General features: G+C 55.6%; 10 protein-coding genes. 8 read left to right on the plus strand and 2 right to left on the minus strand.

Annotated features, from left to right (window positions below; all coding sequences use genetic code 11):
* Nucleotides 1-99 precede the first annotated feature (99 nt).
* Both SH287x_RS20100 and SH287x_RS20105 read left to right on the plus strand, forming a co-directional pair.
* Nucleotides 100-3,024 (plus strand): fused MFS/spermidine synthase, encoded by a 2,925-nt coding sequence (locus SH287x_RS20100; protein WP_479516193.1) that lies wholly within the window; start codon nt 100-102, stop codon nt 3,022-3,024.
* A 33-nt stretch (nt 3,025-3,057) separates the two neighbouring features.
* Nucleotides 3,058-5,760 carry an excinuclease ABC subunit UvrA gene (locus SH287x_RS20105; RefSeq protein ID WP_479516194.1) on the plus strand — a complete coding sequence of 901 codons (2,703 nt, stop codon included), beginning with the start codon at nt 3,058-3,060 and terminating at the stop codon, nt 5,758-5,760.
* A 527-nt stretch (nt 5,761-6,287) separates the two neighbouring features.
* On the opposite strand, the gene SH287x_RS20110 is transcribed toward SH287x_RS20105, so the two are convergent.
* Nucleotides 6,288-6,881 carry an RNA polymerase sigma factor gene (locus SH287x_RS20110; protein WP_479516195.1) on the minus strand — a complete coding sequence of 198 codons (594 nt, stop codon included), beginning with the start codon at nt 6,879-6,881 and terminating at the stop codon, nt 6,288-6,290.
* Between the two features lie 775 nt (nt 6,882-7,656).
* Here SH287x_RS20110 and SH287x_RS20115 point away from each other — a divergent pair.
* The 6 genes from SH287x_RS20115 (at nt 7,657) to SH287x_RS20140 (ending at nt 14,231) form a co-directional block, all read left to right on the plus strand.
* The gene (locus tag SH287x_RS20115) at nt 7,657-7,941 is read left to right on the plus strand and encodes a ferredoxin family protein (RefSeq protein WP_479516196.1); all 285 of its coding nucleotides are present in this window, start codon (nt 7,657-7,659) and stop codon (nt 7,939-7,941) included.
* A gap of 249 nt (nt 7,942-8,190) precedes the next feature.
* A complete protein-coding gene (locus SH287x_RS20120; RefSeq protein ID WP_479516197.1) occupies nt 8,191-9,024 on the plus strand; it encodes a hypothetical protein in 834 nt (277 codons plus the stop codon).
* A 215-nt stretch (nt 9,025-9,239) separates the two neighbouring features.
* Complete coding sequence (locus SH287x_RS20125) at nt 9,240-11,054, plus strand: SH3 domain-containing protein (RefSeq protein ID WP_479516198.1); 1,815 nt, start codon at nt 9,240-9,242, stop codon at nt 11,052-11,054.
* A gap of 149 nt (nt 11,055-11,203) precedes the next feature.
* Complete coding sequence (gene mreB / locus SH287x_RS20130) at nt 11,204-12,250, plus strand: rod shape-determining protein (RefSeq protein ID WP_479516199.1); 1,047 nt, start codon at nt 11,204-11,206, stop codon at nt 12,248-12,250.
* A 119-nt stretch (nt 12,251-12,369) separates the two neighbouring features.
* Nucleotides 12,370-13,572: a rod shape-determining protein MreC gene (locus SH287x_RS20135; protein WP_479516200.1), complete on the plus strand. Its 1,203-nt coding sequence runs from the start codon at nt 12,370-12,372 to the stop codon at nt 13,570-13,572.
* A gap of 68 nt (nt 13,573-13,640) precedes the next feature.
* Nucleotides 13,641-14,231 (plus strand): hypothetical protein, encoded by a 591-nt coding sequence (locus SH287x_RS20140; RefSeq protein ID WP_479516201.1) that lies wholly within the window; start codon nt 13,641-13,643, stop codon nt 14,229-14,231.
* A 25-nt stretch (nt 14,232-14,256) separates the two neighbouring features.
* On the opposite strand, the gene SH287x_RS20145 is transcribed toward SH287x_RS20140, so the two are convergent.
* On the minus strand, nt 14,257-15,237 hold the full coding sequence (locus SH287x_RS20145; RefSeq protein WP_479516202.1) for an alpha/beta hydrolase: 981 nt from the start codon (nt 15,235-15,237) through the stop codon (nt 14,257-14,259).
* Between the last annotated feature and the right edge of the window lie 48 nt (nt 15,238-15,285).

A 15,285-nucleotide genomic window follows, 5' to 3' on the forward strand; every position in this document is an offset into this window, starting at 1 on the left:
AGCACACCTGAAAAACAGGGTGTTTTCATCTCTTCTTGTTTGCGTCGGGTCTTCCATTACTTCAGCATGGAGAAAAAGACTTCGCCGAGGAGACCACGCTTGACATCCCGCCCGCCCGCTGATGATTCCGGTTCGATGTCACCCAACGAACTTCCCTCCCCATTTGGTTCTCTACCGACGGGTGAAACGGAGACTTATCGACTGGCAGATGCTCCCGCCAGCTGGAGCGAACCGATCCCGCCAGTGCGTCCCATCCCCCCCTCATTGGACGAGCCACGAGGCTCTGTAGTTTCCAAGCGGAAAACCACGGCCAGATCCGGCACATATCAGGCAAATATCACCTCGTTTGCCAAAGGAGAAATTGCCGCACTGGTGGGGTTCAATGCCATCGTCTTTGTGACGAGCGTCTGCATCATGACATTGGAACTCACGGCATCGCGGCTGGTGGGAAAGCACGTGGGAAATTCTCTTTACACCTGGACATCGGTCATTGGTGTGGTGCTGGCCGGGATCACGGTGGGAAATTACATCGGCGGCTATCTGGCTGACTTGGCGCGGCCCCGCCGCTCCCTGGCGTGGATGTTTTTGATTTCCAGCATCACCTGCTGGTCAGTTCTCTGGCTGGATCAGCTTGTCCCTTCGTTCGCACGGCCAGCGTCCGTTTCATGGCCCATGTGGGTGCTGTTGACGGTGTCACTGATTTTTTTTCTGCCAGCCTGCGCCATGGGCGCGATCTCGCCGATTGTGGCCAGTCTGGCAGTCACGTCCTCTTCCCGCACCGGGATGGCCATGGGAAATGTCTATGCCTGGGGAGCGCTGGGTTCGATCGTCGGAACCTTTCTGACCGGGTTTTATCTGATTGACCAGTTCGGCACACGGGCGATTGTGGGACTGGTCGCACTGACCCTGGCGTGCATGGCATTGATCATTGCTTCCAGCCACAAAGTCTTTCGTGTAGGCGTCGCTTTAGGCTGGTGCCAATTGCTGCTGTTGACGTGGGGGCTGTCCACACTTTCTGAAACGAGCGTCGCGACGGCCGCCGAATGGTCGGCCCAGGTCGCGGGGATCTTTGATTGGTCAAGAGGCTACGAAGCCAAAGTCACTCGTTGGCGGGATTATGGCGGGATGGTCGGCCAGCAGGTGCATGACCTGGGATTGTCGTTGGGGCTGCGCGGCGATCGTCGGGGGGAATATCACGATGAAAGCTCTTACTCCTATATCAATGTCTCAGACGATTTCAGCGAAGATGGCCGTGAGATCAAATTACTGCGTCTGGATAAGCTGATTCATAGTTATTACGACCCTAACGATCCGACTCGCCTGGATTACGACTATGAAAAAGTCTATGCAGCGATCACGGAGCATCTGGCAGGCTCATCAGTCCAGACCGTCTCTGTCCCAGTGGCTCCTTTCCCTGGTCGAGACCACGTGGTCTCCCACCTTCCTGAAGGCTTCACCTGGGATGAAGAAACGCAAACGCTCTCACTGGCCCCCAAGGCTCAGGGAGATTGGGCAGCCATTCTGCGGCTGGCTCCTGATGGAGAATTGATCGGTGCCATCAATGAACTGAGCCAGCTTTCGACCAAACCGGGCTGGGGTGGTTTTTCTTCGGTTGCCGTCGCGACATTACCCGAAGGCTTCCGGATCCCTCCTTCGTTGAACGAAGTGCTGCGCTACGATCAGACGCTGGAAATGCTGAGTGCCTGGAAGCCGGTCACTCCAGAAGTTCGCCAGCAGATTCTGGCGGGAATCCCTTCTCTTCCATGGGTCACTGCGCTTGACACCTTAAAGGGGAAAGCTCGTAAAGCCAGCTCTCTGTTTATTGGTGGCGGGGGATTCATTTTTCCTCGCTGGATCGAAGCCCGGTTTCCCGGAAGCGACCGCATTGATGTTGCAGAACTGGACCCCGCCGTCCATGCAGCCGTCGTTAGTGAAATGGGTCTGGCCAAGCCTCCTGCAACAAAGATTGACACGCGGATCGGCGACGCACGCAACGTGGTGGATGATCTGCTGCGCGAGCAGGCCACTCAGGACTTCCATTACGATTTCGTTTATGGCGATGCCTTTAATGACTTCAGTGTCCCCTGGCATTTGACCACGCGAGAATTTGCCACAAAGATCGACAAGCTGTTATCACCACGCGGCGTTTATCTTGTGAACGTGATCGATGTTTATCCCCGGACGGTCTGGCCTCGATCCACCATTCCCGCACCCGTTGTGAACTTCGATGGTGAGCCGCCATTGACCGGCTGGCAGGAATGGGACAGTCACAAGTGGCTGGATCAGCCGGGGTGGAAAAACTTTGCCATTCAGCGGCATGGTACGAAGATTTTCACGTTGCGGTACACCGGCGTCATGACCGATGAATTCCGGGATAAGTTGCAAGAGTTGGCTCCTCAACTCCCCTCATGGCGAAAGGCGGTGGCCGATCTGGCCCGAGCCAGTCAGTTGCCGCCCGACATTGGCACCCAACTGCCGGACAAGCTGAAACCTGACCTGATGCACGACAACAGTTGGGTCTCGGCTCCCGCTCCCTTTGAGTTTGTCGAAGTCCGTCGCGTGGGTGAGAGCTATTCGCTCTCCATTCGCGGAGGTCTTCCAGTCGATTTGAGAGACCAGTTGATCGCACTTCAGCCAGAAGATTCGGTCTGGGTCAATGGGATCCGCACGCTGGAGCAGCAGATCAGACGGCTGACTCCGGGGCGATTTCTGTCGGCCTTTGTGATGACACTTCAGGAAGTCTTCCCTCATATCGCGGTCTTCAGTAGCGACGAAGGCACCCCGCACGATAATCGTGATACATTTGTCATTGCCGCTTCTAAACGGGAAGTTGACTGGAATTCACTGGGGTCATTCGACGACTGGGCAGGCCGACCTTTCGCCACGTTGTCACGGACAGAAAACATAACCACGACCACGGGCCAGATGGACTCGCTTCTGAACCTGGCTCGCGGGCTGATTCTCACGGATGACCACGCCCCGGTGGATAACCTCCTGCTGCCTGTGTTTGAAACCAACGACTGAGACTCTCTCCAGATGGATGAATGCTGGCACCGAATGAATACTGACACCGACTCCGTCATTCGGATTCAAGGGGCGAGAACGCACAACTTGCAAAATGTGTCGGTGGATCTGCCTTTAGGGCAGCTGATTGGCATTACGGGAGTCAGTGGTTCAGGAAAGACATCGCTGGCAATCGATACCCTGATGGTGGAAGGGCAGCGGCGGTATCTTGAAACGCTGAATCCAATGATCCGCCGCAGGCTGGGAGGCCAGCCTTGGGCCGATGTCGATCAGATCGCGGGGTTACCGCCGGTCATCAGTCTGGCCGCCAGAACATTGTCACCAGGGCCAAGGGCCACGCTCGCCACACTCACCGAAATTCATGATCTTTTCCGAGTGGTTTACCTGCGGGCCGGCGTACTGCATTGTCCCACCTGTGGGCACTCGGTGGCCCAGTCGACACACGATGAGATTCTGGACGAACTTTGCAGCTTACCAGAACGCTCCAAAGTCATGCTGCTCGCCCGCGCCGACTTTGATCAAACACAATCGCCCAGCGAGACACTCCGGCGCATTGCTCAAGCGGGATATGTGCGTGCTCGTGTCAATGGAGTGATGCTGGACACTTCAAATGAAGTATCGCCGGAACTGGTCACGCCGGAGACAATCATTGAAGCAGTGATTGACCGGGTCATTATCAAAGAGGGCCTGCGTCCCCGACTGGCCGAATCATTGGATGCCGCTTTGCGCATGGGGCACGGCCGCTGCCTGGCCACGATTGAAGGACAAAGTGACCGGCATTTTGCCACGCTCCGGTTTTGTGGACATTGCCAGCGTCATTTCAGCGATCCTCATTTGAGGACGTTCAGCCACTTCAGCGCCGCGGGGGCCTGCTCGACCTGCCATGGACTCGGGACGGTTCCCACCACTTCTGAGAACAGTAAGACGAACAGGAAGAAAGCCAGAACTCCAACGTCTGTGATCCGCTGTGAAACGTGCTCAGGAAGTCGGCTGGGAGAAATTGCCCGGCACACGCTCTGGCAAGGCCGGCCGTTGGATGGGTGGCTCGCATTGACGGTTGAAGAGGCTCTGGCAGAGCTTCGTCGCTTAATGACCTCTCTCCCTTCATCGAGCGAAGCTCGTGAGGCTGCCGGGTATCAGACGCTGATCAGTCGCAACCTGCTTCCAGAAATTGTTTCACGGCTGGAAGCCATGGATCGTCTGGGATTGGGCTATCTGACGCTGGATCGGGCAGCGAACACACTTTCCGGGGGCGAATTGACGCGCAGCAGAATGGCCACATTATTGGCCAGCGGACGCAGTGGCTTTTGCTTTGTTCTGGATGAACCTTCCAGTGGCCTGCATCCGGCGGATCTTTTTCGTTTAGAAGAGTCGCTATGCCAGTTGCGGGATGCTGGCAATACCGTGGTGATCGTGGAGCATGAAACCGCTTTGCTGAACCGTGCTGACTGGCTCGTGGAATTAGGGCCGGGAGCAGGGCTGTTGGGAGGAGAACTGGTCGCACAGGGGACGCCAGATGAATTGTCGGCCAATCCCGCCTCGGTCATTGGGCCTTATCTGAGAGCCAACAATTCCGCAGGAGATTTAAAAAGTCTGAACACCCCACAGCCAGCAGCAGCGAGTCAACAGGAAGACGACACCATCTCCGGGAGGCAGGGGGCTTTTTCCAAAAATCATGAGGCTGCCACGATCCACTTGCCGCCAATAAGGATTCGCAATGTGAATGTCACTGGCCTGTCCCTGCAAATGGGCCAGCTGATCTGCCTGTCAGGGGTTTCAGGGTCAGGAAAGTCAACACTCCTGATGGAAGGGATCTTGCCCGCCATGCGACAGGCCATGGCGGAGCGCGATGAAAGAAAGCGATCCCATTCGCGTGGTCAGACGATTGGCCCCAAGAAGCCGCCACAGGAATCATGGGAAGTTTCAGTCCCCCATGATCTGGCAAGAATCGTGACGGTTGAGCAGTCACCGCCGGGGCGAGGCTGGAAATCGTTGCCGATCACTGTTTCGGGATTATGGGATTTAATACGACTCATCTTTTCCAAGTCCCGCGATGCCAAACTGCGAGGCTTCACGCCCGCCCGGTTCAGTCCCTGGCAGCCTGAAGCCCGTTGTCCAGAATGTCTGGGACATGGTGAGATGGCCGTGGATCTGGATTTTCTGCCGGATCTCAAAACGGTATGTCCGGAATGCCGGGGGGATCGGTTCAATCCCGCAACACTGGCCATTCGATTTCATGGGAAGTCGATCGGAGATGTCCTGAAAATGGACTTCCATCAAGCGGCAGATTTCTTCAGGAACTTTGCGAGGATTGCCCAACCTTTATCGCTCTTTTGCGATCTGGGATTAGGGTATCTGAAGCTGGGCCAGCCCATGCGAACCGTCTCCACAGGAGAAGCTCAACGCATTCATCTGGCGACATATCTCACGCAACCGATTGACCACGGGCCGATCTGTTTTGCTTTGGATGAACCAACCACCGGATTGCATCCTCAGGACGTGGCTCGTCTGCTGGATGTGCTTCAAAGACTCGCAAAAGCCGGGCATCTGGTGCTGGTCGTGGAGCATCATCTGGAAGTCTTGCGGGCGGCCGATCGAATTCTTGACCTGGGCATTGGCGCAGGATCAGCCGGCGGCCTGCTTGTCGCTGATGGGACACCAGAAGAAATTCAGCAGACGATGGCCAGCCTGACAGGAAAAGCCCTGCGCGAGCGACTTTTGCAGCAATCCCTCTGAGACGCATTCCCATTTAAAATAGCGCTCTGTGTGCCATGCTCACGGCATTCGTGCCATGCTCACGGCTCTGAGAGTGAGCATGCCGGATGTTCATTTGACGCCGATCTTCCATCAATTCACAGAGCATGCTTGCTTCAAAGCCGCAAGTATGGCACGAAACTCCTGTGATTCCGATCTGACAGCTCACAATCCGTCGATGGCTACATGCTCCCTTTCATTGAGGGCCACGCGTCTCCCCCTCAACCGGCCTTGCGGCACTTCTCCCTCAGGGAGAAAGACTTAAGAGACCCTTAGGGAGAAGGATTTGATAGCTCCCTCTCCCGCCTGCGGGAGAGGGCCGGGGTGAGGGGTATTTAGTCTTCTGTGTTTCAGATAGCCCTCGATAACACTTCATCGATAGCTACATGCTCCCTTTCATCGAGAGCCACGCGTCTCCCCCTCATCCGGCCTTGCGGCCTTTCTCCCTTAGGGAGAAGGCATAACAGAGATCCCTCAGGAAGAAGGGCTTGAACGTTCCCGGGCAGGCTCTAGGTGGAAGCGACTTTCAGCCGCATGCGATCAATGGCACGGGAAAGAATCGGCCCGATGGAATTGAGAGGCATGCCCATCTGCTGACTGATTTCCTGGTAGCTGCGACCTTCCAGATGATACTGCCTTACGACTTCGGCATCACGGGTCGGCAATCCACTGAGGATCTTTTGGAGGGTTTCCTGATGCTCGATCCGACGGGCTTCCAGAGGAGCCGCCGCTTCTGCGCCATCAGCGGCACCATTCACAGCGGCCATATTGGATCGGACATGCCCAAACGCTTCTGACATCCGCCGCTTAATCATTTCACGGACAACAACGCGGCGAGCAATGACAACCAGATAGGCCGCCAGTGAGGACTTTCCCCGAAATCGACGCAGAACCGCGAAGTCGTTGTCTGTTAAAGTGATCAACACTTCCGCACAGAAATCGTCCACGTCACTTGGTTGCAGAGGAACGCTTCGGGCTTGGGCCGAGTGATGAATCACATGGGCGAAGAGTGGCAGAAAGCGATCCACGAACTCGCGCCAGCCCCTGGGGTCACGCCGCAGGCAGCGATCAATCAGTTCACGATCCACATCGGTCAGTGCCACAATTTCGCCCTAACCACAAGACGACGTCCAGACTCCATCCCTGATATCACAAGACACCTGTATCCGTACCCGCAACAGGCCCTGACTCAGGCAGCCATACAAGCAGAAGACTGCTCGCACGAACTTGCCGTGTTTTGGCCAGCCAGGATCATGTCTCACTGAAGAACTATCGGAGAGAACTATTGGAGCGAGCTTTAAAACCCCTCTCGAGTCATACCGTTCCCACAAATTTTCTTACAACTTGAGTCTAGGAATTTGATGCCGTCGAAGCAAGATCAGTACACATAATTGTTCAGTCGCAATGATCGACTCTGTCTCCCAGATGTCGGGTCGTAACGCCTGATCACTCTTCTCGAATTGACATTGAGTCAGGAAACATTTCCCCAACTTCGTCGTGAGATTCTCTGGACGAGAAAACTTCCTGCCCTGCCAACATTCCTGCCCTGAGAACTGTTGTCAAACCTGCCAATTAACCCGAAAACGCATCAAGCAGGCCGACGGATCAATCTGTTTCTCTGTAAAACGTGGAAAGTTTCCTGTTCTTAAGTGTCAGCCCCATGAGGTTTCCCCGCGTTTTGAAACAGAGCCGGTGCCTGAGCGTCCTTGACGATTATTTTGGTGAGAACTACCATCAACCATCTGGGGTCTCTCGCTCAAATCTCTTATCGCCTTATGCTTTAAGGAGGATGAGTGCAGGAATCTCTCCTCAATTTTTTGCCGATGGGCCAGTTTTGCTCTTAAGAGTAATTCGCCTCTTTCATAGGAAACGCAACCCATGACCCATGTCGTGGCTGAACCGTGTTTTAACTGCAAGTACACCGACTGTGTTGTCGTCTGTCCTGTGGAGTGCTTCAAGGAAGGCGAGTCAATGCTCTTCATTCATCCTGAAGAGTGCATTGATTGCGAAGCCTGTGTGCCCGAATGCCCTCCTGCTGCCATTTTCCACGAAGACAATCTGCCAGCCGAGTGGGCCGAGTACACCAAGCTGAACGCCGAGATGTCCGAACAGTGTCCGCCCATCACGGAAAAGAAAGAACCTCTCGGCCCACCGATTGGTTAATCGAAAGCCCGTGAGCGTTGCTTCCCGATCACGCTTTCCCTGATCACTTGTATGCACCCCGGTTCTTTGCCGGGGTGTTTTCGTTGAACGACACCACTTTCCCCGGATTTCCTGAAACCTTCCACTGGACGACGACCGGGGGTTTCCGATAAATCCCCGTCCTGCGACTCAAGGGCCATCGAGTTCGTACTCGATCAGTCGGTCGTCAGGTTCATCAGACTGTCAGATGAATATCGCAGGATCTGTTCCATGCCCGTTGCGAACTCTGGTTCCACAACCCCTCAGGTGCGTCGTCGCCTCAGCGATTTCTGGCTTCGTTTAGCCTCAAATGCGATCAAAACGCCTCAGCGATTCTGCCGGGCGGTGAATTGCTGGATCTCGGGAGCCTATGAATGGGAAAATCGGGCGGCCTGTGATGTCGCGCGGTGGCTTAATCCCATTGATCAATCCATTCTCAGCAGCGTGTGTGGGACGGGGCATCGCTCTCAGGATCGTTTGATCGCCTGGCTGGCGACTCAAGTCGCTCCCACCGGTTGTCTCGTGGATATTGGTTACAAAGGAACCTATACAGCCGCTTGGTTGGCCATGGCAGCCAGACAGCATACCCCCCCGCTGACGGTGGTCTCGATCGGGCCGGACATCCAGCGTTTGTGGCAGATCTTTTCGCAACAGGCGAGCATCGCTCATCTGACTTATGCCGATTCTTCTGTCAGTGAAGTCTATGCCCCACAGTCTCATGTCATTCCTTTACCTCCGACTGAAGCGAAGCCAATTCCTGTCGAGGAAATCCTGGCCCGCTTACGGCCTCTGTCGATGAAACCGGCGGAAGCCGCAATCAATTGGCGAGACCCCATCTCGCTCCTGTCGATCAACGCCCGATGGTCGGAAGATCAACTGGCAAGCACTTTGAAGCAGATGGTGCCGCATGTCACCCCTGGTGGCTGGATCGTCTTTTCCGGAATGAGCGGGTGCGAAGCAGCCCGGCAGCGACATGTCATCCACAATGAACTGGCCCCGCACGAAGAATGTGCCCAGGTCATTTCCGTGCGATCTTTGATGATCTTCCGCAAGCGCGCGGGTTAATGGGACGCTCTCGCACGACCTCATCTTGAGGCATTTCGTTCCTTCCGCTACACCTCGTCACGTGGCAATCGGCAGATTTTGCTGATGACCGCCACCGAGTCCGTCAAATTCTTTACGGCAACGATTGCCATGAAGAGACGTTCCCGGTGAATGATGGCCGGCAGGAGCCTGCCTGAGTGACGTCGATTCATCGACCAGTGTGGCAGGATGCCCCTATGAAACGATTCTTTCAGCAGACAAACCGTCCCATGGGCGAGACGATCAGACCTTCCCTCCTTACGAGCGGTTGGCAGATACCATGCCTGGCCATCGGGCTGATGCTGCTTGCGAGCGGACGCACAGAAGCTTTGTTTGCAGCAGAGCGAACTTTTCCCTATCACGCCACGATTGATGTCGATTCAGAACCCGTCCGAAGTGGGCCTGGCCCGCGTTACGATACGACGACAGAACTTTCTCGCGGTTCCGAGGTGATTGTCCACCGGCATGACCCCGGAGGTTGGGCCATGATTACTCCTCCTGCCGGGAGTTTCAGCTGGATTTCCGTCGATGATGTGCGTCTCGAACCTGCCGCTGCCAGTCTTGTCGCACAGGGCGGCAAGTCTCAGGGAGTGGTCTCCTCAAGGACGGCGCTGGTCTATGTCGGCAGTGAATTGAACCTGTCCCGGCAGGTTGTTCAACGCCGCCTCACGACAGGAGATCAAGTGACGATCCTGGGGGAAGCAATGTTGCCCGCAGAGGATCGGGCGGTGAAGTATTTCCGCATTGCTCCGCCAACTCACGAGTACCGCTGGATCTCAGTCCGGGCGCTCGTTCCAGAAACACGGGCTGGTTCAGAGACTCGTTTTGACTCGGGTTTTGAGGCACAGGCCCGTTCGGAAACAACAACCGCCAAGCCCCGACCGCAACCCTTGGGCACAAATCTTCCACGTGAAGAAGAACTCAACCCCTTCTCGCTGGAGATCCCTCCCGAGTCGCCGAACGAGCGGGAACAATCCGCGGCTGTTGTATCGGCTGGTGAACCTTCTGTTTTGGAGATTCCCACTGAAATTCAACTGACAGCCGCTGCGACGTCCCCTTCGTCCCCTTCGTCCCCTTCGTCTGCCACTCGGTCATCTTCCGGATTGGCGGTTCATCCCGAGAAAGGGAACCAGGCAGAAACCGGACGAAAGCCTCGGCCTCTCTTTGGTGCCGGCGACACGACGACTCAGTCACCCCGGCAGCAACTCGGACAGATTGATCGTCAATTACGTGAAATGGTCGGCAAAACGCCTGATCACTGGGATCTTCCGAACATTGAACGGCAGTTCCGCCAGTTGGCCGATCAAACGACGGATGACGCGTTTCGCTATGTGGTGACTCAACGGATCGAAGGGCTGGCCCGTTATCGAAAAGTGTCTGCCGACTTCGCGGAATTTGAATCCATCATGCAAGCGGCTCGTGATAAAGACGCGGCCCTGCAAGCACAGGTGGCCATGAATCAGGCAGCACTCCAGCAGTTAGTCACGGCTCAAGCCAGCAGAAACCCGGTGAATCAGAATCCCATGGCTCAGCAACCCGCCGCTCAACATCAGATGGCACAAAACTCAGCTCTTCAGAGGCCAGGGATGGCTCCGTCTTCTCTCGCGGGAGGCATTCAACCTGTGAATCATCAAACGTTGGCTCCCGCTCCCGGAGCAACTCCGAACCACACGATAAACCCCGCAGGTTCAGTCCCCATCCGGGCAGCAGTGCGGCCTGTGGCAGCCACGTCCCGTGCTCCTCACTTTGATGGAGCAGGCGTGCTCAAAAAAGTGCAGCCACGTCCTATCGATTTTCCACCGCTGGCAATCACCACTTCAGATGGCAAACTACTGGCTTACGTCGAAGCCTCGGATGAACTGACCGTTCAACTCGCTGATCAAATTGGCAAGCCCATTGGGATAAATGGTGTCCGCCAATTCGATGCCCGATATTCCACCGATGTGATCCAGGCCAAGGCCTGGCAACCGGTGATTCTGCAAAATGCTCCTCTGGCGGGTGCCCCCAGATAGCTCCCATGCCATTGACCACATCCTCCGTGGTGCACCTGGCAACCTGTTCGATCCCACGTTTCCAATTTGACAAGTTTCCAATTTGACACGGCACCAGTTGACGCGCCACCAGGCCACTTCTTCTCACTTCTCTCGAACTAAAGCTCATCATGTTCCATCGTTTGCGGCAGTGGCTCAGCCCGGATCTCGCTATCGATCTTGGAAGTGCCAATACGCGGATTGCTTTGTTTGGTGATGGCGTGGTTCTCGAAGAACCGACCGTGGTCGCGTTGCAGAAAGGAGCACGCCAGATCCTGGGACGCGGCGCCGCAGTCGGAAAACTTGCCCGGCAAATGCTGGGACGCACACCCGATTCGATTCATGCGGTGCGTCCGATCCGGCACGGCGTCATTACTGATTTTGAACTCTGTGAAGCCATGCTGCGTCACTTTGTTCAGAAAGCCGCCCGACAGTCACCGGGGTTTCGTCCACGTGTGCTGGTCTCGGTTCCGCAAGCCATCACGCATGTCGAGCGGCGAGCCGTCTTCAGTAGTGCGGAACGAGCCGGCGCAGGCTCCATCTATCTTCTGGAGTCAGCGAAAGCCGCTGCCATTGGAGCCGGCCTGCCCATCTCGGAACCACTGGCCAGCCTGATCTGTAACATTGGTGCCGGTACTTCGGAAATCGCGATTTTCAGTCTAGGAGAAACCGTCGCTTCCCGCTCGCTTCGTGTCGCTGGGGATGCCTTTGATGAAGCCATTATCGATTGGATGAGACAGCGTTTTGGTTTGAAAATCGGCCGGCAAACCGCAGAAAACCTCAAATGTGAGGTGGGGTCAGCCTCGTTGCAATCCACGGAAAAGGCGGCTGAAGTCAATGGGCTGGATGCCATCAGTTGTGTCCCCCGGAAAGTGCTGGTCACGACGGGAGAAATTCGCCAGGCGCTCATGCCCCCTCTGGAACAGATCCTCAACGGGATCAAACATGTGCTAGAACAATGCGATCCTGAACTGGTCGCCGATCTGGCGGATGTGGGAATGACGCTGGTCGGCGGGAGCGCCCTGCTGCCCGGGTTGGATGACTTTTTCAGTGAGCAGCTGGCGATCCCTGTCCTTGTCACGGAAGACCCGGATCGTACCGTCGTTCGCGGCCTTTCAATCTGTAATGAACACCTCGGGCAGTGGCAGTCTTCGCTCCTGGGCGTTCATGATCGATAATGCCTTGTCACCGTTTTGTCTTGAGGTTCGATGCGAAGTCGACGTCCTCCGTTGTCGGACATCACACCAGACAAGACCCATATTTCAAACGTTGACAATACCAGAGTGAGATTTTCTTCGTGCATCGCCCACCTCTGTTCACCTCCAGCACCGCGATCCTGATGATCATTGCGGCAATCCTGCCGGCCTTACCGGTCGGGATGGTGAATACCTGGAAGTCCTGGGCAAGAGATGCGGTGGCTCCTGGGCAACTTCTTTCACACCAGGCCATCCAGACGGTTTCACAATGGGTTACGGTCACGATGGACACAGAAAGTCCCTCGCTCTCCCTCGAAATCGACGTCCCGCGTCTTATTTCTGACAGCGCACAAGCGCAAGAGTTTGCCCGGCAACTGGACAGATTAAAGCAACAACTGGCCGATGAACAGCAGTCACGCCGCCGACTCACTTCAATCCTGATGAACCCCCATCATCAGAGTGATAATCCATCATCCCACGAGGCCATGGCTTCCGAACGCTTGATCGTTCCCGAATTGATCAACGCCGCATTGATCGGCGGCGAACATGCCACTCGCTGGAAACGTGGCCATCTTCTTTCCAAAGGGACTCTGCATGGCGTAGAGGAATCGGCCTGGGTGTTAAAATCTCCTCAGCCATTAATCGATCTGGGAGCTGATCACGGTTTATCGACAGCCGATCTCGTGCTGGCCGGTTCATCAGTGGTGGGGAAAATCGAACGTGTCGGCCAATGGACAAGTACCGTGATTCCCTTGACGCATCCCGCTTTTCGTTGTCGTGCGGTCGTGGTTCGCCCCGCAGTTGCTGCTGGTCAGTCGGGTTCAGTCACATTGGCCACCCATACGGTATTGGCTGCGCCCACAGTGCAACGCCCGATGGTTCTCACTCACACGATTTTGAGCGGAACCGGCGAGGAAGGCTGCCGATTGGAGAATCTTTCCGAATCGATTGGCATCCGTGTGGGAGATGAAGTTTATTCTGCTGACGCCGACGGTGTGCTGGCTCACCCACTGTTTCTGGGGACGATCACAAAAGCCTCTGTTCCCCCGGAAGGTCGCTATTGGGACATCACCGTGAGGCCGGCGGTCGCCACCATGGCTTCAGAAGAGAACCGCGATCACCCGACCTTCTCTGAGAAACCCGCTTCGCAATCGCCAGCCCTGCCAACTCGATTGAATGTGTTGAGAATGCGACTCAATCGGGATCGTTTGGAATCCTCTTCTTCACCTAATGATCCGATCAATTCACCTGCTGATCCCATCAAAGAGCCTGACAAGATTTCACTCACTCTGGGTGGCAGCTGAAATTGACGCAGCTTTTAACGTTGACTGACAGGCAGAACCGATCTTTTTATTAACAGGCGTCCTGGGTCATGAAACACGGAATTTCCCTGTTGGCATTGCTGCTGCTGGTTTATCTCGCGCCATGCGTGATGACCTCATGGGAGACCGCTGTCGAGGCGCAGGAGGGAATGTCTGGTTCCAGCCGCAGGCTGCTTCTGTCGGTGGGGGAACTCTTTCGATCAGTGAATGTGCCCGTCTTGACCCTGGCTTGGATGGCATCCTTTCGGACTACATTTTCGCCAACCGTTCTGGTCGCCTCAGCGGGGGGATTCGGGCTGCTGCTGGATGGTCTTTCCAATGCTTCCCGCTTAGGACATGAAACGATCAGTTGCCTGCTGCTGATGCTCCTCTTTCTAGCCGTATTACCAGCAGGGAAGTCGCGACCCTGGGTCTGGTTGCCGGTGATCGCTCTCGCAACTTGCCTGCATCAGTTCTCGATGATTCTGGTCTGGGGGCGATGGGAAGCTGCAGGGTCTCCACTGGCAGGCAACGTAGCCATGACAACATTGGCATTGGCCGTGGTGATGACTCTTCTCGGATGTCCACGCATCTGGCTGGATCGCCCAACGTCTTCGTCATTGGTTCTTGAGAATCGCTGGGATCGGCTGACCCCCGGCTGATCGCTCAAAGAGACGCCCCGGTCATTCATGCCAACGTGCGCTTCAGGAAGTTTGCCGCCTTTTGGATTTCTATTTCCCCGGCTGCAAAATCGGTGAATCGTTTTACAAAGCCATGGATCATGCCGGGATAGTCTTCAAACTCCACCTGGCCCCCTGCCGCGACCAGTTTTCGGGCATAAGCTTCGCCTTCATCGTGCAGAGGGTCATGACCCGCCACACAGATTCTTGCAGGAGGCAGACCTTTGAGATCACCTTGCAAGGGAGACAAATACGGGTTCTGTCGTTCGTCAGCGTCTTCGGCGTATTGGCTCCAGAACCATTGCATATCCATCTGGCTGAGAAAATGGCCTTCCCGATTTTTGAGATAAGAAGCCGTCTGAAAATCACAATCGGTCACCGGATAGAACAGCACCTGCGCTGCAGGGAGCGGAGCATGGCTATCACGAGCCATCAGGCAGACGACTGCTGCAAGATTGGCTCCGGCGCTATCGCCCGCGACGGCCAGTTTCTTACCATTCAGTAACCGGGAATAAGCCCAGCGGAGAGCCAGTTCTGCATCCAGTGTGGCGGCAGGAAAAGGATGTTCCGGTGCCAGCCGATAAGCCACGGAAACAAAGGTCATGCCGCTGGCCAGGGCCAGTTTTCTCACAAGCGAATCGACAGCAACAACGCTACCAATCGCCCAGCCTCCCCCATGAAAATAGAGGCAAATATCCCCTGTGGAATTTTCTGGCTCATACCATCTCATTGACAGGCAGGTGTGGCTGGTGACCAATGGGTTGACATCGATCATGCCATCAACAGGTTGTTCGCTGATCAGTTCCATCTCGCGCGAGATGGTCACATCCGAAATGGAAACAAACCGGTCGTCAGGGGTGAACGCTGCTGTTGCCGCTTCTTGCCACTGCGCCATCCGCACGGCTTCGAGACTTTGCTCCCAGATCGGCGGAAGACCCAGACAATGTAACTTTTCCAGAAACAAAGCGGCCTGAGGATCAAGTGCCATAGAGGCTCCAGAGTCTTGGTTTCCCCGGTCTTAGCAACCAGTTGCGGT

Source organism: Planctopirus sp. SH287 (assembly GCF_056500625.1).